The 26,890-nt window shown below is 72.2% G+C and carries 30 protein-coding genes; 17 read left to right on the top strand and 13 right to left on the bottom strand.

The genetic code is table 11. The annotated features are described in order from the left end of the window. The first annotated feature begins 6 nt into the window (after positions 1–6). A complete protein-coding gene (locus tag ABZ098_RS14680) occupies positions 7–801 on the top strand; it encodes an HAD-IIA family hydrolase (protein ID WP_356590838.1) in 795 nt (264 codons plus the stop codon). On the opposite strand, the gene ABZ098_RS14675 is transcribed toward ABZ098_RS14680, so the two are convergent. Both ABZ098_RS14675 and ABZ098_RS14670 read right to left on the bottom strand, forming a co-directional pair. Further along, positions 787–1,560 carry a sulfite exporter TauE/SafE family protein gene (locus ABZ098_RS14675; protein ID WP_356590836.1) on the bottom strand — a complete coding sequence of 258 codons (774 nt, stop codon included), beginning with the start codon at positions 1,558–1,560 and terminating at the stop codon, positions 787–789. The genes ABZ098_RS14680 and ABZ098_RS14675 overlap by 15 nt on opposite strands. A 200-nt stretch (positions 1,561–1,760) precedes the next feature. Then, on the bottom strand, positions 1,761–2,948 hold the full coding sequence (locus ABZ098_RS14670; RefSeq protein WP_356590834.1) for a thiolase family protein: 1,188 nt from the start codon (positions 2,946–2,948) through the stop codon (positions 1,761–1,763). A gap of 86 nt (positions 2,949–3,034) precedes the next feature. Between ABZ098_RS14670 and ABZ098_RS14665 the strand changes: the two genes are divergently transcribed. From ABZ098_RS14665 to ABZ098_RS14640, 6 genes are read left to right on the top strand one after another with little or no spacing between them, the layout of a single operon-like run. Then, positions 3,035–3,835, top strand: coding sequence for a lysophospholipase (locus ABZ098_RS14665; RefSeq protein WP_356590832.1), 801 nt, complete (start codon positions 3,035–3,037; stop codon positions 3,833–3,835). Between the two features lie 44 nt (positions 3,836–3,879). Then, complete coding sequence (locus tag ABZ098_RS14660; protein ID WP_356590830.1) at positions 3,880–4,137, top strand: WhiB family transcriptional regulator; 258 nt, start codon at positions 3,880–3,882, stop codon at positions 4,135–4,137. Beyond that, positions 4,134–4,613, top strand: coding sequence for a DNA starvation/stationary phase protection protein (locus ABZ098_RS14655; protein WP_356590828.1), 480 nt, complete (start codon positions 4,134–4,136; stop codon positions 4,611–4,613). Before ABZ098_RS14660 ends, ABZ098_RS14655 begins: the two co-directional genes overlap by 4 nt. A 36-nt stretch (positions 4,614–4,649) precedes the next feature. Then, entirely contained in the window at positions 4,650–4,982 is a 333-nt protein-coding gene (locus ABZ098_RS14650; RefSeq protein ID WP_356590826.1) for a DUF3140 domain-containing protein, read from the top strand. Further along, positions 4,979–5,626, top strand: a complete 648-nt coding sequence (locus ABZ098_RS14645; RefSeq protein ID WP_356590824.1) for an endonuclease — start codon at positions 4,979–4,981, stop codon at positions 5,624–5,626. The genes ABZ098_RS14650 and ABZ098_RS14645 overlap by 4 nt, the downstream gene beginning before the upstream one ends. A gap of 44 nt (positions 5,627–5,670) precedes the next feature. Then, entirely contained in the window at positions 5,671–6,465 is a 795-nt protein-coding gene (locus ABZ098_RS14640) for an SAM-dependent methyltransferase (protein ID WP_356590822.1), read from the top strand. 16 nt (positions 6,466–6,481) lie between these two features. Here the strand turns inward: ABZ098_RS14640 and ABZ098_RS14635 are convergent, their stop codons facing one another. From ABZ098_RS14635 to ABZ098_RS14600, 8 genes are all read right to left on the bottom strand, one after another. Then, positions 6,482–7,171, bottom strand: coding sequence for an SDR family oxidoreductase (locus ABZ098_RS14635; RefSeq protein WP_356590820.1), 690 nt, complete (start codon positions 7,169–7,171; stop codon positions 6,482–6,484). Continuing rightward, the gene (locus ABZ098_RS14630) at positions 7,168–8,040 is read right to left on the bottom strand and encodes a cupin domain-containing protein (RefSeq protein ID WP_356590818.1); all 873 of its coding nucleotides are present in this window, start codon (positions 8,038–8,040) and stop codon (positions 7,168–7,170) included. Before ABZ098_RS14630 ends, ABZ098_RS14635 begins: the two co-directional genes overlap by 4 nt. Next, positions 8,037–9,383: an amidohydrolase family protein gene (locus ABZ098_RS14625; protein ID WP_356590816.1), complete on the bottom strand. Its 1,347-nt coding sequence runs from the start codon at positions 9,381–9,383 to the stop codon at positions 8,037–8,039. The genes ABZ098_RS14630 and ABZ098_RS14625 overlap by 4 nt, the downstream gene beginning before the upstream one ends. Positions 9,384–9,431: 48 nt before the next feature. Next, positions 9,432–10,442, bottom strand: coding sequence for an alpha-ketoacid dehydrogenase subunit beta (locus ABZ098_RS14620; protein WP_356590814.1), 1,011 nt, complete (start codon positions 10,440–10,442; stop codon positions 9,432–9,434). Further along, entirely contained in the window at positions 10,430–11,407 is a 978-nt protein-coding gene (locus ABZ098_RS14615; protein WP_356591420.1) for a thiamine pyrophosphate-dependent dehydrogenase E1 component subunit alpha, read from the bottom strand. Before ABZ098_RS14615 ends, ABZ098_RS14620 begins: the two co-directional genes overlap by 13 nt. Positions 11,408–11,417: 10 nt before the next feature. Further along, positions 11,418–12,794: a Xaa-Pro peptidase family protein gene (locus ABZ098_RS14610; protein WP_356590812.1), complete on the bottom strand. Its 1,377-nt coding sequence runs from the start codon at positions 12,792–12,794 to the stop codon at positions 11,418–11,420. Positions 12,795–12,846: 52 nt separating this feature from the next. Beyond that, on the bottom strand, positions 12,847–13,479 hold the full coding sequence (locus ABZ098_RS14605; protein WP_356590810.1) for a cupin domain-containing protein: 633 nt from the start codon (positions 13,477–13,479) through the stop codon (positions 12,847–12,849). A 770-nt stretch (positions 13,480–14,249) separates the two neighbouring features. Beyond that, positions 14,250–15,395, bottom strand: a complete 1,146-nt coding sequence (locus ABZ098_RS14600) for a sensor histidine kinase (RefSeq protein WP_356590808.1) — start codon at positions 15,393–15,395, stop codon at positions 14,250–14,252. 189 nt (positions 15,396–15,584) lie between these two features. On the opposite strand from ABZ098_RS14600, the gene ABZ098_RS14595 reads away from it, so the two are divergent. The 8 genes from ABZ098_RS14595 (at position 15,585) to ABZ098_RS14560 (ending at position 23,723) form a co-directional block, all read left to right on the top strand. Then, positions 15,585–15,953, top strand: coding sequence for a DUF4333 domain-containing protein (locus tag ABZ098_RS14595; RefSeq protein WP_356590806.1), 369 nt, complete (start codon positions 15,585–15,587; stop codon positions 15,951–15,953). A 19-nt stretch (positions 15,954–15,972) separates the two neighbouring features. Further along, complete coding sequence (locus ABZ098_RS14590) at positions 15,973–16,695, top strand: ABC transporter ATP-binding protein (protein WP_356591418.1); 723 nt, start codon at positions 15,973–15,975, stop codon at positions 16,693–16,695. Positions 16,696–16,710: 15 nt separating this feature from the next. After that, on the top strand, positions 16,711–18,699 hold the full coding sequence (locus ABZ098_RS14585) for an FtsX-like permease family protein (protein WP_356590804.1): 1,989 nt from the start codon (positions 16,711–16,713) through the stop codon (positions 18,697–18,699). A gap of 268 nt (positions 18,700–18,967) precedes the next feature. Further along, positions 18,968–19,669: a response regulator transcription factor gene (locus tag ABZ098_RS14580; RefSeq protein WP_356590802.1), complete on the top strand. Its 702-nt coding sequence runs from the start codon at positions 18,968–18,970 to the stop codon at positions 19,667–19,669. Between the two features lie 73 nt (positions 19,670–19,742). Beyond that, entirely contained in the window at positions 19,743–20,555 is an 813-nt protein-coding gene (locus tag ABZ098_RS14575; protein ID WP_356590800.1) for an SAM-dependent methyltransferase, read from the top strand. A gap of 38 nt (positions 20,556–20,593) precedes the next feature. After that, entirely contained in the window at positions 20,594–21,997 is a 1,404-nt protein-coding gene (locus ABZ098_RS14570; RefSeq protein ID WP_356590798.1) for a glutamine synthetase family protein, read from the top strand. A 2-nt stretch (positions 21,998–21,999) separates the two neighbouring features. Further along, a complete protein-coding gene (locus tag ABZ098_RS14565; RefSeq protein WP_356590796.1) occupies positions 22,000–23,184 on the top strand; it encodes an amidohydrolase family protein in 1,185 nt (394 codons plus the stop codon). Positions 23,185–23,186: 2 nt separating this feature from the next. Next, positions 23,187–23,723 carry an NUDIX hydrolase family protein gene (locus ABZ098_RS14560; RefSeq protein WP_356590794.1) on the top strand — a complete coding sequence of 179 codons (537 nt, stop codon included), beginning with the start codon at positions 23,187–23,189 and terminating at the stop codon, positions 23,721–23,723. Positions 23,724–23,742: 19 nt separating this feature from the next. Here ABZ098_RS14560 and ABZ098_RS14555 read toward each other — a convergent pair whose 3' ends face one another. The 3 genes from ABZ098_RS14555 to ABZ098_RS14545 form a co-directional block, all read right to left on the bottom strand. Then, positions 23,743–24,072: a DUF2218 domain-containing protein gene (locus ABZ098_RS14555; RefSeq protein WP_356590792.1), complete on the bottom strand. Its 330-nt coding sequence runs from the start codon at positions 24,070–24,072 to the stop codon at positions 23,743–23,745. 112 nt (positions 24,073–24,184) lie between these two features. Continuing rightward, the gene (locus ABZ098_RS14550) at positions 24,185–25,114 is read right to left on the bottom strand and encodes a carbohydrate kinase family protein (RefSeq protein ID WP_356590790.1); all 930 of its coding nucleotides are present in this window, start codon (positions 25,112–25,114) and stop codon (positions 24,185–24,187) included. Continuing rightward, positions 25,111–25,788 (bottom strand): class II aldolase/adducin family protein, encoded by a 678-nt coding sequence (locus ABZ098_RS14545; RefSeq protein ID WP_356590788.1) that lies wholly within the window; start codon positions 25,786–25,788, stop codon positions 25,111–25,113. The genes ABZ098_RS14550 and ABZ098_RS14545 overlap by 4 nt, the downstream gene beginning before the upstream one ends. A 92-nt stretch (positions 25,789–25,880) precedes the next feature. Between ABZ098_RS14545 and ABZ098_RS14540 the strand changes: the two genes are divergently transcribed. Beyond that, positions 25,881–26,540 carry a TetR/AcrR family transcriptional regulator gene (locus tag ABZ098_RS14540; protein WP_356590786.1) on the top strand — a complete coding sequence of 220 codons (660 nt, stop codon included), beginning with the start codon at positions 25,881–25,883 and terminating at the stop codon, positions 26,538–26,540. Between the two features lie 23 nt (positions 26,541–26,563). Continuing rightward, a complete protein-coding gene (locus ABZ098_RS14535; protein ID WP_356590784.1) occupies positions 26,564–26,851 on the top strand; it encodes a DUF1905 domain-containing protein in 288 nt (95 codons plus the stop codon). The last annotated feature ends 39 nt before the right edge of the window (positions 26,852–26,890 follow it).

The raw sequence follows: 26,890 nt of genomic DNA, 5'->3' as shown, positions 1-26,890 counted from the left end.
CCGGGCATGACATCCGTGCGCGCGGTCCTGATCGACATCGACGGGGTTCTCACCGTTTCGTGGGAGCCGTTGCCGGGGGCGGTGGCGGCGTTGCGGGAGGTTCGGGAGGCCGGTTTCGGGGTCGCGCTGGTGACGAACACGACCTCGCGGACGCGGGCGTCGATCGCCTCGGTGCTGGTGGGGGCGGGGTTCCCCGTGTCGGCCGAGGACATCCTCACCGCGCCCGCGGTCACCGCCGCGTATCTGGCCGACCGCCTTCCCGGGGCTCGCTGCATGCTGCTGACCAGCGGGGACATCGCCGAGGATCTGTCGGGCGTCTCACTGGTCGGCGGCGAGGCGGAGGGTGTCGACGCCGTCGTCCTCGGGGGTGCCGGGCCCGAGTTCGGCTACACCGCGCTCAACCAGGCTTTCGGGCACCTCCAGCGCGGGGCCCGGCTGGTGGCGATGCACCGCAATTTGTATTGGCGTACCGCCGACGGGCTCCAGCTCGATGCCGGGGCCTTCCTGGCCGGTCTGGAGAAGGCCGCCCGGACCGAGGCCGCGGTCACCGGCAAGCCGTCGCCCGCGTTCTTCGAGGCGGCGCTGGCACGACTCGGGGTCGGGGCGGACGAGGCGCTGATGGTGGGGGACGACGTCGAGTCGGACGTGCTGGCCGCGCAGCGCGCCGGTCTCACCGGGGTGCTGGTGAAGACCGGCAAGTACCTGCCGGAGACCCACCGCTCGGCCAGTGGCAGGCCCGATCACGTGATCGATTCCTTCGCGGACCTGCCGGCGCTGCTCGGCGGGTCAGCGGAGCAGTAGCTGGACGCCGCCCACGATCGTCGCCGCGATCACCAGCTGTTCGAAGAGCCGCTGGTTGATCCGGTTCACCGCCCATTTGCCGAAAAGCGCGCCGGGGACGACGAACGCCACGAGGGCGAGGTCGAGCAGCAGCGAGTGGGCGTCGATCAGGCCGAGGCCAACGCTGAAGGGCACTTTGGAGACGTTGACGATAAGGAAGAAGAACGCCGAGGTGCCGAGGAAGCCGAGTTTGCGGAAGCCCGCCGACAGCAGGTACATCGACATGACCGGGCCGCCGGCGTTGGCGACCATGGTGGTGAAGCCGCCGAGGACGCCGTAGGAGCGGGCCTTGACGCGGCCCGCCCGGGTGGCGACCGAGTCGGGTTCCTCCTCGGTGTCGGCCGTGCGGCGACGCCAGACCGTCACCCCGGCCATGAACAGCAGGATCGCGCCGATCGACGTCCGTACGATGCCGTCGTCCGCCCACTGCAGGAACAGCGTGCCGGCGACCACGCCGACCGCGACCGCCGGGAACAGCCGCCAGAGGGTGGGCCAGTGGGCGTGCCGCCGGTAGGTGAGCACCGCGAGCACGTCCCCGGCGATCAGGATCGGCAGCAGCGCGCCGGTGGAGGCGCGGGCGGGCAGTACCGCGGCGAAGATCGCGAGACTGACCGTGTTGGCCCCGCTCACGGCTGTCTTGGAGAAGCCCACGAGCAGGGCCGCGGCGGCGAGGGCGGCGAACTCCCAGCCGGAAATGTGCCAGAGCGTCATCGTGTCCATGCGGAGACCGATGTTAGGTGCAGGTCAGCGGTCCGGTAAGTGCCGTCTCGCCGAGTGGTCCTGTTGGCTCGTACGGGCTGGTGCCGACTCGCCGAGTGGTCCCGAAGCCGCCTTCGGGCTGGTGCCGACTCACCCAGTGGTCCCGAAGCCGCCCTCGGCCTGGTGCCGACTCACCCAGTGGTCCTGTCGGGATCCTCGGGCTAGTGCCGCTCCACCAGGACTGCGCTGCCCTGCCCGACGCCCACGCACATCGTGGCCAGCCCGCGCGCCGCCCCCGTCCGCCGCATCCGGTGCAGCAGGGTCGTGAGGATGCGGGCGCCCGAGCAGCCGAGCGGGTGGCCCAGCGCGATCGCGCCGCCGGTCGGGTTGACGCGGTCGGGGTCGATGCCGAGCTGGTCGACGCAGGCGAGGGCCTGGGCGGCGAAGGCCTCGTTGAACTCGGCCTCCTCGATGTCGCCGATGCTCCAGTCCACGCGGGCGAGCGCCTTTCGGGTGGCGGGGACCGGGCCGATGCCCATCACGTCGGGGTGGACCCCGGCCGAGGCTCCGGCGACGTAGCGGCCCAGGGACTCCAGCCCCAGGTCGTTCAGCGCCTCTTCGCTGACCAGGAGCAGTCCTGCCGCGCCGTCGTTCATGGGAGAGGCGTTGCCCGCCGTGACGGTGCCATCGGCCCTGAAGACGGGCTTCAGACGGGCCAGTTTGTCGTAGGAGGTGTCCTCGCGGATGCACTCGTCGCTGTGGACGAGCACGCCGTCGGGGCGCTCCACCGGGAGGAGTTCGTCGTCGAAGTGGCCGTTCTTGCGGGCCTCGGCGGCGAGCCGGTGGCTGCGCAGGGCGAACTCGTCCTGGCGTTCGCGCGTGATGCCGTGGCGCCGGGCGACCTCCTCGGCGGTCTCGCCCATGGGCAGCAGGCCGTGGAGTTCCTTCATGGCCGGGTTGACCAGGCGCCAGCCGAGCCGGGTGTCGTGGGTCTCGATACGGTGCGGGAGGGCCTCGTCGGGGCGGGGCAGCACGAAGGGGGCGCGGCTCATCGACTCGGAGCCGCCCGCGAGCACGATGTCGGCCTCGCCCGCGGCGATGGTGCGGGCCGCGGTCGTCACGGCCTCCAGGCCGGAGGCGCACAGCCGGTTGACGGTGGCGCCGGGCACGGTCTCGGGCAGTCCGGCGAGCAGGGCGGCCATGCGGGCCACGTTGCGGTTGTCCTCGCCGGCCTGGTTGGCGGCGCCCCAGTAGACGTCGTCGATACGCTCCGGGTCGAGCGCGGGCACGTCGGCGACCAGGGCGCGGATCACGGTCGCGGCGAGGTCGTCGGGGCGTACGGCGGACAGGGCGCCGCGGAGTCTGCCGATGGGGGTGCGGCGGGCGGCCGCGAAGTGGACGGGGCGCACGGGGGACTCCTGACCGTCGTCATCGGGGTTCCGGACAGCTTTAATTAGCACCGCTAGTTTCGGACTATAGCGCAGCGGGAGCAGACATGGCCGAACACGTCCTCGCCGGGGTCCACGGGCCCCTCACCGTGCGCGAGTGGCCGCACGACCGCCCCCGGTACGTGACCCTCGTGGTCCACGGGTACGGGGAGCACGTCGGCCGGTACGAGGAGCTCGCCGGGGTCCTCGGGGCGCACGGCGCGGCCGTCTTCGGGCCCGATCACGCCGGGCACGGGAAGTCCGCCGGCGAGCGGGTCCTGATCGAGGACTTCGAGGACCTGGTCACGGATGTGCACGCGGTGGCGGAGCTGGCCCGGGGCACCCACCCCGGCCTGCCCCTCGTCATGGTCGGGCACTCCATGGGCGGTCTGATCGCGGCCCGCTTCGCCCAGCGGTACGGCACCGGGCTCGCCGCGCTCGTGCTGTCGGGGCCCGTGATCGGCGCGTGGGAACTGCCCGGGGCGCTGCTCGCCCCCGACGAGATCCCGGACACGCCGATCGGCCCGGCCGCGCTCTCCCGTGACCCGCGGGTCGGCGCCGCCTACCAGGCGGATCCCCTCGTCTGGCACGGGCCGATGAAACGGCCGACGGTGGAGGCGTTCGCCCGCACCCTGGAGGCCGTGTCCCGGGGCGGTCGTATCGGCCCGCTCCCGCTGCTGTGGCTGCACGGGGACGACGACCGGCTGGTCCCGCTCGCCGGGAGCCGCGTCGGGGTCGAGGAGATCAGGGGCGACAGGCTCACCGAACGGATCTACGCCGGTGCCCGGCACGAGGTGTTCCACGAGACGAACAAGGAGCAGGTCTTCGCAGACGTGACGGACTTCCTCGACGGTGTGCTCACCCACTGAGACATCGCTGTTTGCACGAGTACGCCCGGGGCACTCGCGCCCCCATGGAGTGGTTGCGTCGAGCGGCCTGCGTGGGCGAGGACCCCGAGCTGTTCTTCCCCGTGGGCACGCAAGGACCCGCGCTGCGGGACATAGTGGCGGCGAAGCGCGTCTGCGCGCGCTGCCCGGTCGCCCGGGAGTGCCTCGATCTGGCGCTCAGCAGTGGGCAGACCTCCGGCGTGTGGGGCGGAACCTGCGAGCAGGAACGCGACGCACTGCTCCGTGACGGCATTGACCATGCCAGAAGGAGGAGCACGGTATGACTGTGGTCAGGAGCACCCTGTCCGACTCGGCCCGCGAGACGGCCGGGGAGGCCCTGCAGAGCACCCTGGTGGATCTGATCGGCCTGTCGTTGATCGGCAAGCAGGCGCACTGGAACATCGTGGGCCCGCGCTTCCGGTCCATCCATCTCCAGCTGGACGAGGTGGTGTCGACGGCCCGGGCGTTCTCCGACACGGTGGCGGAGCGGGCCTCGGCCCTGGGTGTGCCGCCGGACGGCCGACCGGAGACGATCGCCGCCGCCTACACGCTGCCCGGTTCGAAGAACGGCTGGATCCGGGACGACGACGTCGTCCGGCTGATCGTGGAGACGCTGGAGGCGGCCATCGGCCGGCTGCGCGAGCGCATCGAGGCCACCGAGAAGGCCGACCCGGTCACCCAGGACCTGCTCATCGGCATCACCGCCGAGCTGGAGAAGCAGCGCTGGATGTTCGAGGCCGAGAACTGGCCCAAGGACTGACCGTCCCGGAAGAACACCCACGGAAAGGCGCATGCGATGACCGACGCTCTCGAACTCGACGCGCTGTGGGAGGACTTCCACCGCGCGGTGAACATGACCTCACAGGAGCTGGCCGCCTGGCTGCGGGTCAGCGAGGCCGACGAGTCCGCGGAACCGCTGCCGGAGCACGCGGGTGAGCCGACCGGGCAGCATGTCCTCGCGATCCTCCAGAAGCGGCGCACGGACCTGACCGACGACGACATCGAGGTGATGTACGAGGTCGTGGACACCGTGACCGCGGATGCCGACGTGGAGGACGAACCCCGGGCCGAGGACAGTGTCCGCAGGCAGCGTCTGATGTCCGTCGGACACGATCCGCTCAGGCGGTGACCAGGGCGCAGCGCGTCGTACGGGAACTCGTCGGCGCGCACGGACGGACGTACGCCGCGGAGGCGGGCATCACGCTCAAGGACGCCCCGCAGCCCCTGTACCGGCTGCTGGTGCTGTCCCTTCTGCTCAGTGCCCGTATCCGCGGCTCCGTCGCGCTCGCCACCGCGCGCGAACTGCACCGGTCCGGCCTGCGCGATCCCCGCCGCATGGCCGGGGCCACCTGGCGGGAGCGGGTGGACGCGCTGGGCCGCGGCGGCTATCGGCGCTACGACGAACGTACGGCGACCCAACTCGGCGAGGGCGCCGAGCTGTTGATCGAGCGATGGGGCGGTGATCTGCGCCGACTGCGCGCGGAGGCGGACGGTGACGTCGCCGAACTGCGGCGGCTGCTCCAGGAGTTTCCCGGCATCGGGCCCGCCGGCGCCGACATCTTCCTGCGTGAGGTGCAGGGCGTCTGGCCGGAGGTCGCGCCCTGTCTGGACGGCAAGACGCTGGCGGGTGCGGAGCGGCTCGGCCTGCCGCAGGATCCCGACCGGCTGCTGTCACTGGCCGGTGACGTCCGCCCGGACGTCCTGGCCGCCGCGTTGGTGCGTGCGGCGATCGACCGCGAGGTGGCCGAAGACAGCCTCCGCCGCGCCGGGTGACATGGCACACTGCTCGCACATCTTGTCGAGCAGGGGAGTGTTGCGTGACCGGGACCGAGTCGGCCGGCCGGCGGATCGACACGAGCAGGCCGCATCCGGCCCGGGTGTACGACTGGTTCCTCGGCGGGAAGGACAACTACCCGGTCGACGAGGCCCTCGGACGGCAGATCACCGCGCAGGGTGACGCTCCCCGGCAGGCGCGCGCCAACCGCCGCTTCATGGAGCGGGCCACCCGGGTCGTCGTACGGGAGGCGGGAATCCGCCAGTTCCTCGACATCGGCTCCGGCATTCCCACCGAGCCCAACCTCCACCAGATCGCGCAGTCCGCCGTACCGGACGCCCGGATCGTGTACGTCGACAACGACCCGATCGTCCTGGCCCACGCGGCGGCCCTGCTGCACGGCACCCCGGAGGGGGCGACGCACTACCTCCAGGCCGACGCCCGCGACCCGCGGCGGATCCTGCAAGGCGCCTCCGCGGTACTGGACTTCGAGCAGCCCGTCGCGCTGTCACTGGTCGCGCTGCTGCACTTCATCCCCGACGAGGACGGTGCCCAAGAACTGGTGGACACGCTGGTCGGCGCGCTGGCACCGGGCAGTTGTCTGGTGCTGTCGGCGATGACGGCGGACTTCGATCCGGAGAAGGTCAACGCGGGTATCGCGGCCTACACGGCGAGCGGGGTCACCCTGGTGGCCCGCTCGCACGACGAAGTGAGCCGTCTGTTCAAGGGACTCGAGGTGCTGGAGCCGGGGATCGTGTCCCTGTCCCGATGGCGTCCGGACGAGCGGGAGGACGGCGAACTCGTGTCGCTGTACGGGGCGGTCGGCATCAAGCGCTGAGCCCGCAGGCCGGCGCTCACCCCAGCAGCCACCCGCCGTCCACGCTCAACTCCACCGCGTTGACGGAGCCGTTGCGCAGCAGGAAGTCCACGGCGTCCACCACGTCCGCCACGGTCGCGAGCCGTCCGGTCGGGGTCCTGGCCCGCAGGCCCGCCAGGACCTGCTCCGGCTTGGCCCGCCAGTAGGGGCTGTCGCCCACCACACCGGGATGGATCGCGTTGACGCGGACCGGGGCGAGTTCGACGGCCAGGGTGTGCATCAGTCCGGTCACCCCGGCGTTGACGGTCGCCACCGTCGTCGCGCCCGGGTACGGCCGCTCCTTGGCCTGGCCGCCGAACAGCACGATGGCGCTGTCGTCGTGCAGTCGGGACCGCAGCGCGTGCACGACGGCGGTGTAGCCGACGAGCTTGAGGGTGACGAGGTGGACGGCGGCGTCGATGTCGTACGCGGTCACCCGGTTCTCGTCGCGGGAGATGCCCGCGATCACCAGATGGTCGACGGCTCCCACGTCGCCCAGCGCGTCGACGATCCCTTTCGGCCGCGCCAGGTCCAGGGCGAGCCCCCGGGCGCCGATCTCCTTGGCGACGGTGTCGGTGCGGTGGGTGTCCCGCCCGGTGATCACCACCTCGTCACCGCGTTCCGCCCGGACGCGCGCGAACTCCCGCCCGATGCCCGAGGTCCCGCCGATCACCACCACTGCGCTCATCGGGAAGCCTCCCTCAGGTACTCCCAGTCCCGGGTGAACCGGTACGAGTGCCGCACCGGCGGCTGCGGCGCCTGTGTCTCCAGCCAACGCAGCGGTCCGTCACCGGCGTTGGCGAAGCCGTGCACACAACCGGCGCCCGCCCAGGCGCAGTCGCCCGGTCCCAGCCGGTACCGGGTGCCGTCGAAGACCGCGTCCGCCTCGCCTTCGAGGAACAGGTACGTCTCCTCGAAGGGGTGGTCGTGCGTGCCCGCGACACCGTCGGGCGCGTACTGCACCATGAACATCGTCGAGGCGACCGCGCCGAGGTCGCCGTCGACCATCATCTTCACGGTGATCCCGCTGTAGACGAGGAGCGCGGTGCGCATGCTCGCCGACACCGCGAGCAGGTCCTGGGACTGCTTCCCGGGGTCCATCTGGGCGGGTTCGAAGTGCCCGAAGGACCGGGTGCGCGGGTCGCGGACGTCGACGCGGACGGGCGGGCGCACGGGCCACGGTGGGACCGTCTGGGTGTCGTACCCGTACCGGGCCCGCGGTACCGGCGCGAGCATGTCCGCCCAGCGGGCGACAGCGTCCCCGGCACCACGCCAGGCGTGCGGGACGCCGGTCGGGAGGAGCCCGTAGTCGCCCTCCTCCAGCAGATACGACCCCTCGGGCACATCGAGGACCACGGCTCCGTCGAGGACGTGGAAGCTCTCCTCGTACGAGTGCACATGGGCTGCCACCACGCCGTCGGGGCGCAGCTCGCACACCCCGAAACCGGTGTGCGAGCTGCCGTCGGCCTCGCCGACCAACTCCCGTCGCCGATAGCCGTGTTCGTCGTACGACGGCTCCGGGAGGTCGGTGGCGCGGCGCACCAGGTGCCGGGTCACGACGCCCGGGCCTCCTTCGCGGCCAGCAGCCGGTCGCGGGACTCCTCGACCAGGCGCCGGGCCCGCGCCACGTCGGCCGTGAGCCTGCCGTCGCGCTTGCGGACCACGCCGTCGACGATGACGGTGTCCACGTTGGACACGTCGGCGCTGAGGGCCACCGCGGCGGCCGCGTCGTGAACGGGCGCCACGTTCAGGGCGGTCGCGTCGATGGCGACGACGTCCGCGCGCTTGCCCGGGGTGAGCGATCCGGTGCGGTCCTCCAGGCCGGCGACGTGGGCACCGTTGCGGGTGGCGATCTCCAGCATCTGACGTGCCGTCAACATGGTGTCGGGGACCGGGACATCGGCCTGCCAGCTGTCCGCGTTGACGCGGGCCCGCTCGGCGCCGAAGGCCGCGCGGATCTGGGTGAACATGTCGCCGGGCACGGTGGTGACCACGTCGATGCTGAGCGAGGGGCGCAGGCCGTGCTCGATCGCCTTCATCACCGGCGGCCAGCCGTGCCCCATCTGCGTCTCCACCTGGGGCGCGATGGAGACCGTACCGCCGCTGTCGGCGACCAGCCGCCACTCCTCCTCACTGAAGTAGCAGCAGTGGATGTAGGTGGTGTCGGGGCCGAGCAGTCCGAGGTCGTGGAGCTGCTTGACCATGCCGAAGCGGCCGGCCAGCCGTCCCATGGCCACGTGCACGGTGATCGGGATGTCGAGCTCGCGGGCGAGGGCCCATTCGGAGGTGACGACGTCGTTGACGCAGAAGCCGGGGCCGCGGGTGGCGAGGGCCATCGTCAACAGGCCGTCGGAGGCGAAGTACTCGCTGCGGATCCGGCGTACGTCGTCGCCCGGGATCGCGATCTTGCTCTCGAACCAGTAGTCGGCGAGGGAGGTGTTGGCGCTTCCGTACGCGTACTGGGCGCGGATGCCGGTCTCCGTGAGTGCCCGGATCGCCGCGTCCGGATGCTCGGGGGTGTTGTTGATGTGGGACCAGTCGACGAGCGTGGTGATGCCGGCGTTGAGGCACTCCAGGGCGCCGGCGAGGTTGGCCGCGTAGACGTCCTCGGGGGTGTAGAGGGGGGCGAAGGTGTCGAGGATGTCGACGAAGTAGTCGTCGAGGGTGGCGTCCGGTGCCACGTTCCGGATCGATGCCTCCCAGGTGTGGCGGTGGGTGTCGACGAAGCCGGGGATCAGGATGCGGCCGGTCATGTCGAGGACTTCGGCGTCCGCGCTGATCTCGCGGTCCACGGCCGCGATCCTCCCGTCCTCGATGAGGACGTCCCCCCTCGGCAGGTCCCCGACGGCGGGGTCCATGGAGAGCACGTGTCCGGCTCGAAGGAGTGTCCGATGGGTCATCGCGCTTCCTCCTAGGGGGTGTTCGACGCTGGGGGTGTCAGCGGCTGTTCAGTACGCGGCCAGGCCCCTGACGGCGGCCACGACCTTGTCGACGGTGGGGATGACCTGTTCCTCCAGCGCGTCCGCGAACGGCAGCGGCACGCACTCCCCCGCCAGCCGCCGCACCGGCGCGTCCAACAGCCCGAACCCCTCGTCGGCCACGACGGAGACGACCGTCGCCCCCCAGCCGCCCTGGTACGGGTTCTCCTCGACGGTCACCAGCCGGGAGGTCCGGCCGAGCGAGGCGAGGACGGTGGCCATGTCGAGCGGCACGAGGGTGCGCAGGTCGACGACCTCGACACCGATGCCCTCCTCGGCGAGCCGTTCCGCGGCCGTGAGGGCGACCGGCACCATGGAGGCGAGCGCGACCAGCGTCACGTCGGCGCCCTCGCGCACGACGGCGGCGCGGCCCAGTTCGACGACGTGGTCCGGCGGCGGGGGCGGTCCCTTGCTCGCCAGCAGCCCCTTGTGCTCGAAGAACACGACCGGGTCGTCGCTGCGGATCGCGGCCGCCATCATCCCGATGACGTCGGCGGGAGTGGAGGGTGCCGCGATCTTCAGGCCGGGGACGGTCAGCGCCCAGTTCTCGGTGGCCTGCGAGTGCTGGGCTCCGAAACCGAGCCCGCCGCCGTTGGCGGTGCGCACGACGAGGGGCACGGTGACCTGACCGCCCGTCATGTAACGCACCTTGGGTATCTCGTTGGCGAGGTAGTCCCAGCAACAGGCCAGAAAATCCGAGAACATGATCTCCGCGACGGGACGCATCCCGGTCATCGCGGCACCCATCGCCGCGCCCACGATGGCCTGTTCGGAGATCGGCGTGTCCCACACCCGCTCCGGCCCGAACTCCTTGTGCAGCCCGACGGTCGTCTTGAACACCCCGCCGGCCGCGCCGATGTCCTCCCCCAGGCACACGACCGACGGATCGCGCCGCATCTCCCGCGCGATGCCCTCGGCGACGGCGTCCCGGTAGCTGATCTGCCGGGGGGCGGCTGCCCGCTCCCGCGTCACGTCCGCCATGCGGCACCTCCGTCGGCCCATACGTCGGTGAAGGCCTCGCGCGGATCCGGCGGCGGCGCGTTCTTCGCCGCCTCGACCGCCTCCCGTACGACGGTCCGCGCGCGCTCGTCGGCCGCGGTGACCGTCTCCTCGGGGACCCCGGCCTCGATGAGCCGTCCTCGCGCGATGTCCAACGGGTCGTGCTTGAGCCAGCGTTCGACCTCCTCCGCCGGGCGGTAGGTCGCCGGGTCGGTCCGTGAGTGCCCGAAGTGGCGGTAGGTCTCGGCCTCCAGCACGGCGGGCCCGTCTCCGGCCCGGGCCCGCCGCGCCAGCCGTGCCACCGTCTCCCGGACCAGGACGACGTCGTTGCCGTCGACGACCTCGCCGGGGATGCCGTACGCGGGCGCCCGGTCGGCGGCGGGCCGGGGCACCGCGGTGACGTCGGCGATCGGCGTGTACTCCATGTACAGGTTGTTCTCGCAGACGAACAGCACGGGCAGCTTCCACACGGCGGCCAGGTTCAACGCCTCGTGGAAGGCGCCGATGTTGGTGGCGCCGTCACCGAAGAAGGCGACCGCGAGCTGTCCGGTGCCGCGCAGCTTCGCCGACCAGGCGGCGCCGACCGCCATCGGGAGGTGGGCGCCGACGATGGCGTAGGAGCCGAGCATGTTGGTGGCGGCCTTGGTGAGGTGCATGGAGCCGCCCTTGGCCCGGCACAACCCCGTTGCTCTGCTCATGAGTTCGGCGAGGCACTCCTCGGGGGTGGCGCCCCGGGCCATCGCGTGGTGGTGGCCCCGGTAGGTGGCGAAGACATAGTCGTCGTCGCGCAGGGCGGCGCTCGCGCCCACGGCGATCGCCTCGTGACCGGCCGCGAGGTGCGTGGTGCCCTTGACCAGGCCCTGGAGGAACAGGTCGTGGGCGGCCTTCTCGGTACGGCGGATGAGGGCCATCTGCTCGTACAGGGTGAGGAGTTCAGCGGTGTCCATCGCCGGTTCCTCAGCGGTGTCCATCGCCGGTCACCCCGTGTCCGTCCGCGGTCCCGGTGTTCCGCCTGTTCACGGTGTTCAGGTGGGACTGCGCCTCGCGGGCGGTGTTCAGCTCGCCGCCCACCGTCCAGTACTTGCGGCCCGCGACCAGGAGCTCCTCGGCCGGGAACTTGGTGATCACCTCGCAGCCGTCGGCGGTGACGACCAGTTCCTCCTCGATCCGGGCGGCGGACCAGCCGTCGGCCGCGGGCCAGTAGGTCTCCAGGGCGAACACCATGCCCTCTTCGAGGACTTCGGGGTGGTCGAGGGAGACCAGGCGACTGAAGATGGGCTTCTCCCAGATGGACAGCCCCACGCCGTGGCCGTACTGGAGGGCGAAGGCCGCCGTCTCGTCGGCGAAGCCGAACTCCTCGGCGCGCGGCCAGACGCGGACGACGTCGGCGGTGGTGGCGCCCGGCCGGACGAGTGCGATGGCCTGGTCCATGTACTCCCGGCAGCGGACGTAGGCGTCCCGTTGCGCACGGGAGGCACTGCCGACGGCGAAGGTGCGGTAGTAGCAGGTGCGGTAGCCGAGGTGACTGTGCAGGATGTCGAAGAACGCGGGGTCTCCAGGGCGGATCAGGCGGTCGCTGTAGACGTGCGGGTGAGGTGAACAGCGCTCTCCCGAGATGGCGTTGACGCCTTCGACGTACTCGCTGCCGAGGTCGTAGAGCACCTTGCTGACCAGTCCGACGCACTCGTTCTCACGGACTCCGGGGCGAAGGTGGGCGTAGAGCTCCTCGTAGGCCGCGTCGACCATCGCGCAGGCCTGGGCGAGCAGGGAGATCTCGTCGCCGGTCTTGACGCGGCGGGCCTCCAGGAAGACCTGCTGGCCGTCGACGACGTCGATGCCCTCGGCGCGCAGGGCGGCGAGGACGGGCATCTCGGCCACGTCGATGCCGAGCGGTTCGCCGGCGAGGCCGTGGGCGCGGAGTTCGGCGGCGATCTTCGCGGCGACGTCCTCGGCGATGCCGGCGTCCGGGTGGAAGGCGCCGCGCAGGGTGGAGATGCCGGCGCGCGCCCCGGTGGGCGGGCCTTCCTTGCCGTCGCTGTAGTCGAGCCACGGGTTGTAGAGCTGGTGGTGACGGGCGGCGGAGCCGAAGTCCCAGACGATCGGTTCGCCGCCGCGGACCAGCAGGGCGAAGCGGATCAGCTTGTCCATCGCCCAGGTGCCGATGTGGGTGGCGGTCATGTAGCGGATGTTGGCGAAATCGAAGCTGAGCACGGCGCCCAGCTCGGAGCGGTTCAGCGTGTCGTGGAGCCGGGCCAGGCGCTGTCGGCGCAGTCGGTCCAGGTCGACGCGCTCTTCCCAGTCGACGGCATTGGGGCCGTATGTGCGGATCGCCATCGCGACCACCCCCACCATCGAGTCAACGACCGTCCATGGGGAGTGTCAAGTGTCACTGAACACTTTGGCTCGCCACGAACCAGACCCCTACGGCCGGTTCGTCGCCGTCGTTGCGGTAGCGGTGCGGGGTGGTGGACTCGAAGCAGACCGCGTCGCCGGGGCGCAGGACCTGCTCCTCGAAGCCGAGGGTGAGGACGAGTTCGCCGGAGGTCAGATAGCCGTACTCGGTGCCGGGGTGCCGCATCAGACCGCCCGAGGTGGAGGAGGACCCGCCGGGCCGGTACGTGACGAGCAGGAAGTCGACGTCGGTGCCGGGGACGTGCCCGAGCCGCTCCCACACGACACCGGAGTCCAGTTCCAGCACCTCCCGCTCACCGGGTGTGACCAGGGGACCTATGCGTCGGCCGGGATCCGCGGCGAAGGCCGCCAGGGCGTGTACGACGGTGGCCTCACTCGCCGCCACGGCGGTCTCCCGCCCCTCGAAGAGGGCTTCCACGGAGATTCCCAGGGCCGTGGTGATCGCGTACAGGGTGCTGACCGACGGCTGGCTCTTACCGGTCTCGATCTGGGAGACCAGACTCGCCGAGACGCCCACCTCACGCGCCAGGGCGCGCAGCCCCACCCCGCGCTCCAGCCGCACCTGCCGGATACGCCCCCCGACGGACGGCACGGGACCAGGCGACACGGCCACCCTCCTCTCCTGTGCAGCCCCATTGAACAACCGGGACCTTCACGCGGGGAAGAGTGCCCGCGTCGGTCGGGGGCGGGTACGGGGAGGTGGGCGGGCCGCCCACGGTGGGGTGATCAGTCGCGCGTCTGGCAGCGAGCGCGCGTATCCCGGGGGCGTCTGGCGGCGGGGGCGAGCTCCCGTGGATCCGGCACCGGGTGCCCGCAGGCGGGCCAGCTGATGTGCGTCCAGCAACGGGTGCGCATATCCCCGGGGGGCGGCTCACGGCCGGGGCAAGTTCCCGCGGATCCGGCACCGGGTGCCCACAGGCGGGCCAGCTGATGTGCGTCCAGCGACGAGCGCGCGTACCCCCGGGGGCGGCGGCTCGCGCGGGCCGGGACGAGCTCTCGTGAACCGGACACCGGGTGCCCGCACGCGGGCCAGCTGATGTGCGTCCAGCGACGAGCGCGCGGATCCCCGGGGGCGGCGGCTCGCGGCCGGGACGAGCTCCCGCGGATCCGGCACCGCGTGCGCACCCCCCGGGACAGACCACCCACGGTCGGAGCAAGTTCCCATGGAACCGGCGCCAAGCGCCACGCACCCCGGGACGGCACCCGCGGTACGAGCTCCGCCCACACGGCGACAAGCGCACCTACCCGAGGACAGCACCCGCCCCCGGTCGAGCTCCCGTCCACCCGGTGCCAAGCGCGCGTAACGTGCTCGGCGCTCCCGGAAGGCATGCCCGCACCACCCAGCGAAGACCACGCCCCCAGACACCCCCGCCCCCATCACCCCGGAAACAGCGCCCGCACCTCCCACCCGTGCTCCGCCCGCGGCCCCGCACGCAGTTCGCCGCCCAGTGCGGTCACCCGCTCCTTCAGGCCGACGAGCCCGAACCCACCCCCGTGAGCCGCCGCAGGCAACTGGCTGCCGCCGCGGCCGTCGTCGGACACGGACACCTCCAGGCGGGCCTGTTCGTAGCGCAGCCCGACGGTGACGCGGGTGGCGTCGCCCGCGTGGCGCCGTACGTTGGTCAGGGCCTCCTGCACCACCCGGAACGCGGCCGCCTGGACCTCGTGCGGGAGGTCGTCGGGCACGGCGGTTTCGCGGTGCAGGGTGGCTTTCTGGATGGGGCTGGAGAAACCCTCGATGAGCCCGGCGATGCCGGCGAGGTCGCCGACGGGGCGGCGGTCGGCCACGTCCTCGGTGTCGCGCAGCACGCCGACCGTGCGGCGCATCGACGCCAGCGCCTCGGTCGCGGCCCGCTCGATGCCGGCGAGGACGGGGTCGAGTTCGTCGGCGTCGGTGTCCGCCATCATGCGCGCGACCTGGGTCTGCACCAGGATGCCGGTGACATGGTGGGCGACGAAGTCGTGCAGGTCGGCGGCGATGGCCAGCCGCTCCGCCCGCCGGGTCTCACTGACGGCCACGGTCCGCCGGTAGTCCTGCGACCGCAGATACGCGGCGAACGCCACGGTGAGGCCGATCAGGACGAACCCGATCAGCATGTACACCATCATCAGGTCGTCGTCGTCGGGGAACGGCCGTACCGGCAGCGCGAGGACCGCGGCGCCGTCGAGCGAGGCGCACGCCACCACCGAGGTGCGCGGACAGTGCCGTACCGCGACGAACAGCAGGCACAGCAGGATCGCCAGCTCGCCCGGCCCGAACAGGGCACCGGTGCGCACCACGGAGTCGACCGTGCACAGGAGGGACGCCACGGCCGGTACGACCACGCGCAGTTGCGGGGTGAACCAGGGCGGACGCCGGTGGGCCGGCCACAGGACTGCGGCGGCGCCGAGCAGCAGCACGGCCGCCTGCGCCCAGGCGACGCCCTGGGCGGAGGCCGAGGCGAGGAGGTCGATGACGGCCGCTGCGACGAGGGCACCGATGCCTGCGGCCCCCGCGCAGCCCCGGGCGGAAACGGACTTCATGCCGATCACCGTATGCGCAGCCGCCGCACGGCGGATCGGCCGAACGGTCGAGGCGCCCCCGTGCCGGGCCCCAGGACCATGGCCGTTCGGCCGAGGCGGCTGCCCGGCCCCGCGGGCGAGAGTGGAGCGACTTCCGAGGAGACGCCTCTTCCCCGGAGGCACCTCTCCCCCTGTCCTCAGGAGTACGCGATGCAGAGCAAGTACCTCGTAGGTGCCGTCGGCGCGGCGGCCGGCGCGGCCGTCGTCTTCGGACTCGGCGGCCACTTCCTGGCCGGCACCGAGTCGACCACCGCCCTGGACGGACGGAGCACGGCGTCCGTCGGCGGTCACAAGGCTCTCGCCGCGTACGTCGTCGAGGGCCGCACCCGGAGCAAGTACCACCCGCTGCCGTGGATCGGTGTGAAGGTCACCGACGTCTCCTGCCCGAGCGGGCTCAAGGCCGTCCCCGGTGCCACCCTCACCTGCACCGGCACGAAGAGCGGCGGCGGGACCGTGGACATACCCGTCAGCGTGGTCAAGGCCACGGCCAAGTCCGTCACCTGGAAGTTCGACCGCTAGCAGAGGACCGGCTCACGTGCTGAACACCGTCCTGGCCGGTTACGGCCTCGTCAAGAAGTACGGCTCCACCACCGCGCTCGCCGGGGTGGACGTCGAGGTCCGCGAGCGGGACTCGCTGGCGATCATGGGGCCTTCCGGCTCCGGCAAGTCCACCCTGCTGCACACCCTGGCGGGGATCGTCCGCCCGGACGGCGGCGAGGTGCTGCTGCGCGGTGAACGAAGCGAGACCGGGGCCCGCCCGGCCGAAGGCTTGGCGCGCATCGACCGGCTCGGCGAGAACCGGCTGAGCGCGCTGCGCCGCAAGCGGTTCGGGTTCGTCTTCCAGTCCGGCCAACTCCTCCCGGAGCTGCCCGCCGAGGAGAATGTGGCGCTGCCGCTGATGCTGGAGGGCATGCCTCGCAGGCAGGCCGTCGAGCAGGCCCGCCGTTGGTTCGCGCCCCTGGGCCTCGACGGCCTCGCGCACCGCAGGCCCGGCCAGCTCTCCGGCGGTCAGGCCCAGCGGGTGGCGATCGCCCGGGCCCTGGCCGTGGAACCGGACGTGGTCTTCGCCGACGAGCCGACCGGCGCCCTGGACCAGGCCACCAGCACCGAGGTGGTCCGGCTGCTGACGTCCGTCACGCGCGAGCAGGGCGCGGCCCTGGTGATGGTCACCCACGACGCGGAGGTCGCCGCCCACTGCGACCGCGTCCTTCAGGTACGCGACGGCCGGATCAGCGGCCACAGCCAGTACACGGTCGCCTGAGCGGCAGGAGATGTCATGCGTTCCCCCGTCCTGCCCCTGACATGGCACATCGTCCGGTCCTCCGGTCGCCGCGGACTGCAGAGCCGGCTGCTCGCGGCCGGTGCGGCCGCCGTCGGCACGTTCGTCCTGCTGGTGATGGTCGCCGCCGCCCTCGGTTCCGGCGCCCGCGCCGACCGCACCGCCTGGCGCACCCCCGAGCCCGCGCGACAGGCCACGGCGGTCCAGGCCCTGGCGACGACGTACGTCCGCCACGAGCCTGTCACCGTCGTCTCCCTCGCCCAGCTCCCCGGACGCCCTGAGACCCCGGCCCCGCCCGGCCTGGCCTCCTTCCCGGAGAAGGGCGAGGTGTACGTCTCCCCCGCCCTGGCCTCGCTGCTGCACAGGCTGCCCGCGAACCAACTGGCCGACCGCTTCCCGAAGGTGTCCTCGTACGGCACGATCGGCGCCGCCGGTCTGGCCTCGCCGGACGAACTGGTGGCCGTCGTCGGGCGTGCGCCGACCGATCCCGCCGTGTCCAAGGAGGCGGAGGGGTCCACGGTGTCCGACATCGATCAGTCCGCGCGTGCCTCGATCGCCGGTTTCTCGGGTACCCGGGCGAGCCTGTTCACCGCCTACGACCAGCAGACGGCCCTGGTGGGTGTGGCGCTGCTGGTGATGCCGGTGGTGGTTCTCGCGGCGGCGTCCGGGCGGCTGGGCGCGGCCCGGCGCGAGCAGCAACTGGCCGCGCTGCGGCTGGCCGGGGCGACCCCGCGGCAGATCATCGGCATGACCGTGCTGGAGACCGCGGCCCTCGGCGCGGTCGGCGCCCTGACCGGTGCGGTGGTGTACGGGGTGCTGCTGCCCGTGCTCGCAGAGATCCCGTACGGCGTCGGCGATTGGTACGTGAGTCAGCTCTGGGTGGGGCTGCGGTGGCTGGTGACGGTCGTGGTGGCGGTCACCGGACTCATCACGGTCAGCGCGGTGTCGATGCTGCGTCAGGTCGCGACCTCGCCGCTCGGTGTCGCCCAGCAGGCCGACCCGCGGCGGACCCGGCTCATCCGGCTCGTGCTGTTCGTCGCGGTCCTGTTCTACGTCTGGGGTTCCACCGGCGGCGGCCAGTTGTCGACCCGGCAGGTGGTCGGTCTGCTGCTGCTGTTCTACGGGGCGTTCTGGTTGTTCGGGCCGTGGGTGGTGGACCGGCTGGGCCGACTGGTGAGCCGTTTCGCCCGGGGCCCGGCGACCCTGCTGGCGGGCCGTCGGCTGAGCGACGATCCGCGCGGCGCGTGGCGCACGGTCAGCGGTCTGGTGCTGGCCGGGTTCGCGGCGGGGTTCTTCGCCGTGAGCATGGTCGGCATGGACGGCTCCACGCACCGGGACCAGGTCGCGGTGGCCGGTGCGCACGCCTCCCAGGTCTGTACGCTCCTGCGGGACGCCGGTGTCACCGCCACCGTCGACACGGTGGGCGAGGACGACTGGGACGGGCTGCTGACGGGCACGCCGGGCGTGATCGCCCACATATCCGGCGGCGGCCAGGCCCGACTCGACACCGCCGTCACCGCTTTGACGGCCGCGAACCCGGCCCGGCCGCCCGTGACCCAGGACTACGCGACGGCGGGCGACCGTACCGCCATCGGCCGCTTCGCCGAGGTCAGCACGGCGACCCTGGCCCTGAGCTTCCTGGTCGCCACGGCCTCCGCCGGCCTCACCGCCGCCGCGGGTGTCCTGGACCGGCGCCGGATCTACGGTCTCCTCCGCCTCGCCGGTACGCCCCTGAAGGTGCTGGACCGGGCCCGCGTCTGCGAGACGGTCATCCCCCTCGTCGTCCTGGCCGGCGGCACCACCGCCACCGGCGTCTACGCCTCCTACCGCCTCAACAAGGCCTTCGGCGCCTCGCTCAACGTGACGGGCGCCCTGGAGCTGGCCGCGTGCGTGGCCGTGGGCGCGCTGGCGATGTTCGCGGCGATCGGCGGGAGCAGGCCGTTGTTGCGGAGGGTGACGCAGGACGCGGTGCGGAGCGCGGACTGACGTGTCGCCCGGGGAAGGGCCGCCCCGGCCTCTCCGCCCCCGCGGATGTGCGGCGGAGGCTGTGCCGGCCTCACGAGCACCCCGGGCCGCGGACCGACACCGGGCCGGCCGTTACTCTCCGGCCGTGTCCGGTGCCACCACCGAACCGTGCCCGGTGCCACCACCGGACCGGGCCTGCGACCGCACCGGCCGACGAAGCGGCCACCGCTCGTCCCGGCCCTGTCCACAGCCGCCCCACGTCCGTTTCTCCCTGAGGCATGATCGACGCATGACGAGCCCCACCCCGCCGAGCGCGCCCATCCGTGTGCTGATCGCCGACGACCAGGACATGGTCCGTACCGGCTTCCGCTTCTTCCTGGACGCGCAGCCCGACATCACCGTGGTCGCCGAGGCCGCCGACGGGGAGACGGCGGTGCGGCTGGCCCGGGAGGTGCGGCCCGATGTGTGTCTGCTGGACATCCGGATGCCGAAGCTGGACGGGCTGGAGGCGACCCGGCTGCTGGCGGGGCCCGATGTCGCCGACCCCCTGCGGGTGGTCGTGGTCACCACCTTCGATCTCGACGAGTACGTCTACGGCGCGTTGCGCGGCGGCGCCTGCGGGTTCCTGCTGAAGGACTCCGGGCCCACCCTCCTCGCCGAGGCGGTCCGGGCGGCGGCGGCCGGTGACTCGCTGGTCTCCCCGTCGGTCACCGTGCGCCTGCTCCGGCACGTCACGGCGGAACCGGCGCCCGAGCCGGTCGTCGCGGCCCGTCCCGCACGGGCCACCGAGCCCCTGACCGACCGTGAGCTCGACGTGGTCCGCCTGGTCGCACTCGGCCGTACGAACGCCGAGATCGCCGCCGAGCTGTACGTCTCGCTCTCCACGGTCAAGACCCACCTCTCCAGCGTCCAGATCAAACTGGCCGCGCGGAACCGCGTGGAGATCGCCGCCTGGGCCTGGCAGCACGGGCACGCACGTCCGGAGAGCTGAGGTTTCCGGGACAAGCTGATCATCGGACGGCACAATGGCGGCAACGGCCGCAGGCGCGAGAAGGAGCACAGTCGTGAGCGAGAGCCACACCCCGTCGGGTGCGTCGGCGAGGCTGAACACAGGTGTGGCGCACAACGCGCGCGTGTGGAACTACTGGATCGGCGGCAAGGACAACTACGAGGTCGACCAGCAGGTCGGCGACCACGTCGCCGGGATGTTCCCGATCATCCGGGAGATCGCCCGCGCGGACCGCTGGTTCCTGGGCCGCTCGGTGCGCTTCCTCGCCGAGGAGCAGGGCATCCGGCAGTTCCTCGACGTCGGCACCGGGCTGCCCACGGTGGACAACACCCACCAGATCGCCCAGCGCATCGCGCCCGACGCGCGGATCGTCTACGTCGACAACGACCCGATCGTCCTCGTCCACGCCCGCACCCTGCTCACCAGCACGCACGAGGGTGTCACCGACTACATCGACGCCGACGTCCACGACCCGGCCGCCATTCTCGAACGGGCCGCGCGGACGCTGGACTTCAGCAAGCCGGTCGCGGTGATGATGCTCGGCATCCTCAACTTCGTCCTCGACACCGACGAGGCGCGCAGGATCGCGCGCGAGATCATGGCCGCGATGCCCGCCGGCAGCCATCTGGCCCTGACGCACCCCACGTTCGACGCCGAGCTCGGCGGCGAGGGCCAGATCCCGGCCATGAAGTTCTGGAACGAGAACGCCACTCCGCCGATCACGGCCCGCAGCGGCGAGGACATCGCGACGTTCTTCGAGGGACTCGACCTCCTCGAACCGGGTCTGGTCTCCTGCTCGCAGTGGCGTGCCGAGTCCGACTCCCCGGCCGTGGTACCGCAGTTCGGCGCGGTGGCCGTGAAACCCTGACGCGGGATCCGATCGGCCGAGCCCGTCGTGGAGGACGTATGACCACCCTTGCCGACCCCGTCCCCGGAGGCCGTCCCGGGGACGTGGACCGGGCCACCGCACTGGGCGAAGAGCTGTCCGCGAAGGGCGTGCACGGTGTGGTGCTGGCCTATGTCGACACCGCGGGCATCTGCCGGGTGAAGACGATCCCGACGGCGAACCTGGCCTCCGCCGCGGCCTGGGGTGTGGGCATGTCGCCGGTGTTCGACACGTTCCTGGCGAACGACTCCATCGTCACCACGGACACCCTGGGCTCCCCCGACGGCGATCTGCGCCTGTATCCCGATCTCGACCGGCTCGTGGCACTGGCCGGGCAACCCGGCTGGGCGTGGGCTCCGGTCGACCGGATCACGCAGGAGGGCGAGCGCCACCCGGGCTGCTCCCGCACGGTCCTCAGGCGAATCGTCACCGAGGCCGCCGAGCGGCACGGGATCACCTTCAAGGCGGGCATCGAGATCGAGTGGGCGGTGGGCCGGGGCCCGGCGGCGGAGGGTGACTTCGTGCCGGCCGTGTCGGGACCGGCATACGGCGCCACCCGGCAGGTGGAGCTGAGCAACTACACGGCCGACCTGCTGGCGGCCTGCGCCGCGCAGGGTGTCGAGGTGGAGCAGCTCCATCCCGAGTACGCGGCGGGGCAGTTCGAGATCTCGACGGGTGCCCTGGACCCGGTGGCGGCGGCCGACGTCAGCGTCCTGGTACGGCAGACCATCCGTGCCGTGGCCCAACGGCACGGGCTCGTCGTCTCCTTCTCCCCCGCGGTCTTCGCGGAGGGCGTCGGCAACGGCGGCCATCTCCATCTCTCCGCCTGGCGCGAGGGCGTGAACCTGCACTCGGGCGGCAAGGGCCGGTACGGCATGACGCGCGAGGCCGAGTCGTTCGTCGCCGGTGTCCTCGCCCACCTGCACGCGCTCACGGCCCTGACCGCGCCGAGCCCGGCCAGCTATCTGCGCCTCCAACCCTCCCAGTGGGCCGGGGTGTTCACCGCCTGGGGCCGCGAGGCCCGGGAGGCGGCGGTGCGGATCGTCACCGGCACGGCGGGCCTGACCGACCGGGCCGCGAACCTGGAGCTGAAGCCGGTCGACCTGGCCGCGAACCCGTACCTCGCCCTCGCCGGTCTGATCGCCGCCGGACTCGACGGGCTGACCTCGGCCATGCCCCTGCCCGGGGAGATCACCGGCGATCCGGCCCTGCTCGCCGCCGACCGGGCCGCCGCCCTGGGCGTACGCCGGCTGCCGACCTCCCTGTCCCAGGCGGTCCGGGCGTTCCGCGCCGACGAGCGGTTGCGGGCCGCTCTGGGGCCGGTCCTCGCCGACGCCGTGGTCGCCGTGCGCTTCGGGGAGAGCGACTGCGTTGCCGACCTGGACGACGAGCAGATCGCGGCGGCGTACCGGTGGAAGTACTGAGCATGAGCGGACGTGTGCACGAGGCCCTCGCCGCCGCCCGGCTGGTGGACCACCACTGCCACGGCGTCGTCACCGACGGGCTCGACCGGACGGGCTTCGAGTCACTGCTCACCGAGGGCACGGTCTGGCCCGGGATCTCACCCTTCGACAGCCCCGTCGGAGTGGCGGTCCGCCGGCACTGCGCACCCCTGCTGGACCTCCCCCGCCACGCGCCGGCCGACGCCTACCTGGCCCGCCGTGCCGAGCTCGGCCCGCACGAGGTCAACCGCCGCTTCCTGACCGCCGCCGGCACGGACGTGTTCTGCGTCGACACCGGGTACACGCCGGACCGCATCACCTCGCCCGGGGAACTGGCCGCGATCGCGGGCGGGACGGCCTACGAGGTCGTACGGCTGGAGAGCGTCGCGGAGGCGGTGGCGGCGCGGGGCGTGGAGCCGGGCGCGTACGCCGACGTGTTCCGGGCGGCCGCTCTGGAGGCCGTGGGGCGTCCGGACGTGGTGGCGGTGAAGTCGGTCGCCGCCTACCGCACCGGCTTCGACCTGGACCCGGCGCGCCCCTCGGACGCGGAGGTCACCCGAGCCGCCGCCGCCTGGCTGGCCCACGGTGGACGACTGGCCGACCCCGTTCTCGTACGGCATCTGCTGTGGACCGCCGTGGACCTGGGGCTGCCGCTCCAGTTGCACACCGGGTTCGGCGACAGCGACATCCGGATGCACCGCGTCGATCCGACCCACCTCACCGACTGGCTGCACCTGACCGCGGGCACCGTCCCGGTCCTGCTGCTGCACTGCTGGCCGTACCAGCGGCAGGCAGCCTATCTGTCCGCGGTGTTCGAGCAGGTGTACCTGGACGTGGGCCTGACCCTGCACCATGTAGGCCCCGCGCGGTCCCGGGCGATCCTGGCGGAGGCGCTGGAGATCACGCCGTTCCGCAAGCTGCTGTACAGCTCCGACGCGTACGGAGTGGCCGAATTCCACCTGCTCGGCGCGGTGTCCTTCCGGCAGGGTTTGGCCGGGCTGCTCCAGGAGCGGGTGGACGCCGACGAGCTGAGCCTGTCCGACGCGCTGCGCATCGCGGCCTGGACGAGCGGCGACAACGCCCGCCGCCTCTACGGACTTCCCGCCCCGTCCCCGTCCCACCAGGCGGGCGCGCCTGAGCGCCCGCCGTCCCCGGAAAGTATGATCTAGCAATGTCTGACTTGACCGATACCACGCCCGGCTGGCTGAGCGCCGACGATCTCGAGCAGGCGCGCGCCCGGATGCCCATCCTGTACGTCGAGGCCGTGCCCGTGCGCGTCGACGACAGCGGCGAAGTCACCAGCGTCGGCCTGCTGCTGCGCATCGGACCCGACGGAACGGTCAGCCGGACGCTGGTCTCCGGCCGCGTTCTGCACCACGAGCGGGTCCGGGACGCCCTGCTGCGCCACCTGGAGAAGGACCTGGGACCCGTGGCGCTGCCCAGGATCCCGTCCTCGCTCCAGCCGTTCACGGTGGCGGAGTACTTCCCCACCCAGGGCGTCACGCCGTTCCACGACCCGCGTCAGCACGCGGTGTCCCTCGCCTACGTCGTCCCGGTGGCCGGCGACTGCCGTCCGCGGCAGGACGCCCTGGACCTGGTGTGGTTCAGCCCTCAGGAAGCCCTGTCACCGGCGGTGTCGAGCGAGATGCCCGGCGGTCACGGGGTGCTGCTCAAGCAGGCGCTGGCGCACGTGGGCTGCGCGATCTGAGGCCCCCGCGCGCCCCCGGTCAGTCGGTCTCCTTGCGCTGTGTCGTGCCGGGCTCGCCGCCGTCGCGGGTCCACTCGACGACGAGTTCGTCCTTGCTGCCGAAGCGGACCAGGTGGCTGCCGACGACACCCTCCAGCAGATCGAGGTGCTCGGACTCCGTCTCCAGCATCAGCAGCAGCGCGCCCTCGGTGGCGGTGAGGGAGCCCCTGCCTCCGTTCTGGAAGAGCAGGCTGCCCTCACCGCTCTCCTCGTCCCAGGTGGCCTCGCTGCGGCGCCCGAGGTGCGAGGCGAGCTGCTTGGCGTAGCGGTGCGGACGGTCGGTGGCGACGCGGGCTTCGGAGCGGGGCATGGGAACTCCCAGGAGTGCGGGGGGGCGCGGTACGGACCCGATGCTGCCGCAACACCGGCCGCCCCAAGCCCATTCCGCACCCCTCGCACACCACGCGGCAAGGGCGGCCCGGCTAGGAGCGGGTCCTGTTCGTCATGGAGAACTCGTCGGCCTCCGCCAGGTCGAAGTCGCCGTGGTCGCTGCCGAGGCCCTGCGCCACCAGGGCTGCCGCGGCGCTGCCCAGGATCGCCGCCTCGCGTGGCGTGCGGTCCAGGCTCATCCCGCGCAGGAAGCCCGCCGAGAAGGCGTCGCCGCATCCGGTGGTGTCGACGACCTCGACCTCGAAGGCGGGCACCGTCTCCGTGCCCGACGCGGTGACGAGCAGGGCGCCCTCGCCGCCACGGGTGACCGCGACCAGGCCCACCCCGCCGGCCAGGAACTTCTTCGCGCCGGTGACGACGTCCTGTTCCTCGCTGAAGCCGAGGACCTGGTCCTCGTTGGGGAGCAGGAAGTCGACGTACGGGAGCAGCGGTTCGATCTGGTCGAAGGTGCCAAGCTCTCCCGGGGCGAGGAGGTCCACCGAGGTGACCACGCCGTGTTCCTTGGCGTGCGCCAGGATGCGTGCGGCGACGTCGGCGCCGATGAGCTCGGGGCCGCCGAGGTGCAGGTGGCTCGCCTCGGCGACCGCGTCCCAGGGGACGTCGTCTAGGCCGTAGGTGATGTTGGCGCCGAGCAGGTGGAGGGTGGGGCGGTCGCCGTTGGGGCGGATGGGCAGGACGGTCGCGGAGGTGGAGGTGTCGATGCGGCGGACGAGCAGCCCGGTGTCGACCCCCGCCTTGTCGAGGAGCCGCGTCAGCAGGTCGCCCGTCGGGTCGGTGCCGATCGCTCCGGCGGTGCGCACCGTGGCGCCCAGCTTGGCGAGGGTGAGGGCGGTGCCCGCGGCCGTGCCGGCGGCGGTCATGCGGATGTCCTCGACCAGGGTCGCGCCCTGGCCCTCGGGTATCTCCTCGACCGGCCGGACCAGGACGTCCAGTACGTGCACGCCCATGGTGACGACGTTCATCTGTTCCCCTCCTGTGCGGATTGCGTGGTGCCGTAGTTGCGGGCGAGGGCGGCCTCGATCACCGCGATCTGCTGCTGTTCGTCGAGGGCGCGGGGCGGTCCCAGGGCGGCCGCGCGCTGGTAGACACCGCAGGCCCACTCCAGGAGCAGCGCGTGCTCGACCGCCTTGTCGAGGCTCGGGGCGTGGGTGACGGCCCCGTGGTTGGCCATGAGGGCGGCGCCCCGGCCCTCCAGCGCGGTGAGGACCGACTCGGCGAGTTCCGGGGTGCCGAAGGTGGCGTAGGGCGCGACCCTGACGGTGCCGCCGAGGGCCAGCAACTGGTAATGGATGCAGGGCAGTTCGTCGAGGACGAGGGAGAGCGCGGTGGCCATGGGGGCGTGGGTGTGCACGACCGCGGTGGTGCCGTAGCGGCGGTAGACGCCGAGGTGGAGGTCGAGTTCCGAGGTCGGCAGGAGGCTGCCGGTCACGATCTCCCCGTCTAGGTCGACGACGGTCACCTGGTCCGGGGTGAGTTCCGCCAGGACCGCGCCGGTCGCGGTGATCGCCACGCGGCCCCCGACGCGGACGCTGACGTTCCCCGCGGTGCCGATGAGCAGCCCCTCGGCCCCCAGACGGCGGCAGGCGTCGGCCACGGCGGCCCGCTCCTCGCTCAGCGCCGGGCTTGAGTCGGTCATGCGCGCGACGCTAACCTAAACCTGAAACAAAGTCACGTTCACGTTCGGAGGTTGTCGCGTGAGGCTGTCACGTGGTGAGCGGAGGTCGTGCCGTGGCTGAGTCCGTCCCGGACACCGACCCGGCCGCATGGATCGCGTCTCTGCGCCGCACTCCCCAACAGGCCCGCAGCCGGGCCCGGTTGGCCAGGGTGCTCGAGGCCGCGGAGCGCATCCTGGTGGAGGAGGGCGTCGAGTCGCTCACCACCACCCGGATCGCCTCCGAGGCACGGGTGTCGGTCGGCTCGCTCTACCAGTACCTGCCCGACCGCGGGGCGATCATCGAGGCGCTCGCGGCCGGATACTTCGCGAAGCTGGAAGCGGCGATGGACGCGCTCGTGGAGGCCGCGGCCGCCGAGCGCTGGGAGGACCCGGTGGGCGTCCTCATCGACGCGTACGCCGAGATCTACCGCACCGAACACGGCTTCCGCGCCCTGTGGTTCGGCAGCGGACTGACCGAGCGGACCCGGGCCGCGGACCGCGAGCACAAGCACCGGATGGCCGACGGGATCCGCCGCATCCTGCTCGCGCTGCGTCTCGCCGAGGACGACGAGACCCTCGCCCGCGTCTGCCACGCCGCGATCCTCGCCGCCGACGCGCTCGCCCAGGAGGCCTTCCGCCGGGACACCAAGGGGGACGCGGCCCTGCTGGAGGAGGCGAAGATCCTGCTGCGCGGATATCTCACGGACATCGCGGCGCGGTACAGACGGTCCTGACGTCGTCGGGACAACGGGGTCTCATGCAGCTCACCTTCACCGGCCAGGTGATCGAATGGCGCGGCCCGGCCCCCTACTACTTCGTCCCGGTGCCCGACCAGGAGTCCGCCGACATCGGTGAGGTGGCCCGCACGGCGACGTACGGCTGGGGCGTGATCCCGGTCGAGGCCCGGATCGGCGAGGTCGCCTTCACTACGTCTCTGTTCCCGAAGGACGGCGGGTATCTGCTGCCCCTGAAGAACGCGGTGCGCAAGCCGGAGGGGCTCGTTGCGGGGGACGAGGTGCGGGTGGAGATGACGGTCCGCTTCTAGTGGAGCGCGGCCCCTCGCGGCCCGGGACTTCCGTCCGCT

The sequence above is a fragment of the Streptomyces sp. NPDC006335 genome (assembly GCF_040612795.1).
Taxonomy (GTDB): Bacteria; Actinomycetota; Actinomycetes; order Streptomycetales; family Streptomycetaceae; genus Streptomyces.
This window is presented reverse-complemented; position numbering and strand designations above follow the sequence as displayed.

Bases quoted from the DNA above. Each gene is read 5' to 3' on its own strand.
- ABZ098_RS14610 (WP_356590812.1), bottom strand. From the start codon at position 12,794: ATGGCGATCCGCACATACGGCCCCAATGCCGTCGACTGGGAAGAGCGC.
- ABZ098_RS14615 (WP_356591420.1), bottom strand. From the start codon at position 11,407: ATGGACACCGCTGAACTCCTCACCCTGTACGAGCAGATGGCCCTCATC.
- ABZ098_RS14565 (WP_356590796.1), top strand. From the start codon at position 22,000: ATGAGCGGACGTGTGCACGAGGCCCTCGCCGCCGCCCGGCTGGTGGAC.
- ABZ098_RS14665 (WP_356590832.1), top strand. From the start codon at position 3,035: ATGGCCGAACACGTCCTCGCCGGGGTCCACGGGCCCCTCACCGTGCGC.
- ABZ098_RS14680 (WP_356590838.1), top strand. From the start codon at position 7: ATGACATCCGTGCGCGCGGTCCTGATCGACATCGACGGGGTTCTCACC.
- ABZ098_RS14535 (WP_356590784.1), top strand. From the start codon at position 26,564: ATGCAGCTCACCTTCACCGGCCAGGTGATCGAATGGCGCGGCCCGGCC.
- ABZ098_RS14580 (WP_356590802.1), top strand. From the start codon at position 18,968: ATGACGAGCCCCACCCCGCCGAGCGCGCCCATCCGTGTGCTGATCGCC.
- ABZ098_RS14595 (WP_356590806.1), top strand. From the start codon at position 15,585: ATGCAGAGCAAGTACCTCGTAGGTGCCGTCGGCGCGGCGGCCGGCGCG.
- ABZ098_RS14585 (WP_356590804.1), top strand. From the start codon at position 16,711: ATGCGTTCCCCCGTCCTGCCCCTGACATGGCACATCGTCCGGTCCTCC.
- ABZ098_RS14650 (WP_356590826.1), top strand. From the start codon at position 4,650: ATGACCGACGCTCTCGAACTCGACGCGCTGTGGGAGGACTTCCACCGC.
- ABZ098_RS14625 (WP_356590816.1), bottom strand. From the start codon at position 9,383: ATGACCCATCGGACACTCCTTCGAGCCGGACACGTGCTCTCCATGGAC.
- ABZ098_RS14620 (WP_356590814.1), bottom strand. From the start codon at position 10,442: ATGGCGGACGTGACGCGGGAGCGGGCAGCCGCCCCCCGGCAGATCAGC.
- ABZ098_RS14570 (WP_356590798.1), top strand. From the start codon at position 20,594: ATGACCACCCTTGCCGACCCCGTCCCCGGAGGCCGTCCCGGGGACGTG.
- ABZ098_RS14600 (WP_356590808.1), bottom strand. From the start codon at position 15,395: ATGAAGTCCGTTTCCGCCCGGGGCTGCGCGGGGGCCGCAGGCATCGGT.
- ABZ098_RS14675 (WP_356590836.1), bottom strand. From the start codon at position 1,560: ATGGACACGATGACGCTCTGGCACATTTCCGGCTGGGAGTTCGCCGCC.
- ABZ098_RS14655 (WP_356590828.1), top strand. From the start codon at position 4,134: ATGACTGTGGTCAGGAGCACCCTGTCCGACTCGGCCCGCGAGACGGCC.
- ABZ098_RS14555 (WP_356590792.1), bottom strand. From the start codon at position 24,072: ATGCCCCGCTCCGAAGCCCGCGTCGCCACCGACCGTCCGCACCGCTAC.
- ABZ098_RS14545 (WP_356590788.1), bottom strand. From the start codon at position 25,788: ATGACCGACTCAAGCCCGGCGCTGAGCGAGGAGCGGGCCGCCGTGGCC.
- ABZ098_RS14660 (WP_356590830.1), top strand. From the start codon at position 3,880: ATGGAGTGGTTGCGTCGAGCGGCCTGCGTGGGCGAGGACCCCGAGCTG.
- ABZ098_RS14635 (WP_356590820.1), bottom strand. From the start codon at position 7,171: ATGAGCGCAGTGGTGGTGATCGGCGGGACCTCGGGCATCGGGCGGGAG.
- ABZ098_RS14560 (WP_356590794.1), top strand. From the start codon at position 23,187: ATGTCTGACTTGACCGATACCACGCCCGGCTGGCTGAGCGCCGACGAT.
- ABZ098_RS14550 (WP_356590790.1), bottom strand. From the start codon at position 25,114: ATGAACGTCGTCACCATGGGCGTGCACGTACTGGACGTCCTGGTCCGG.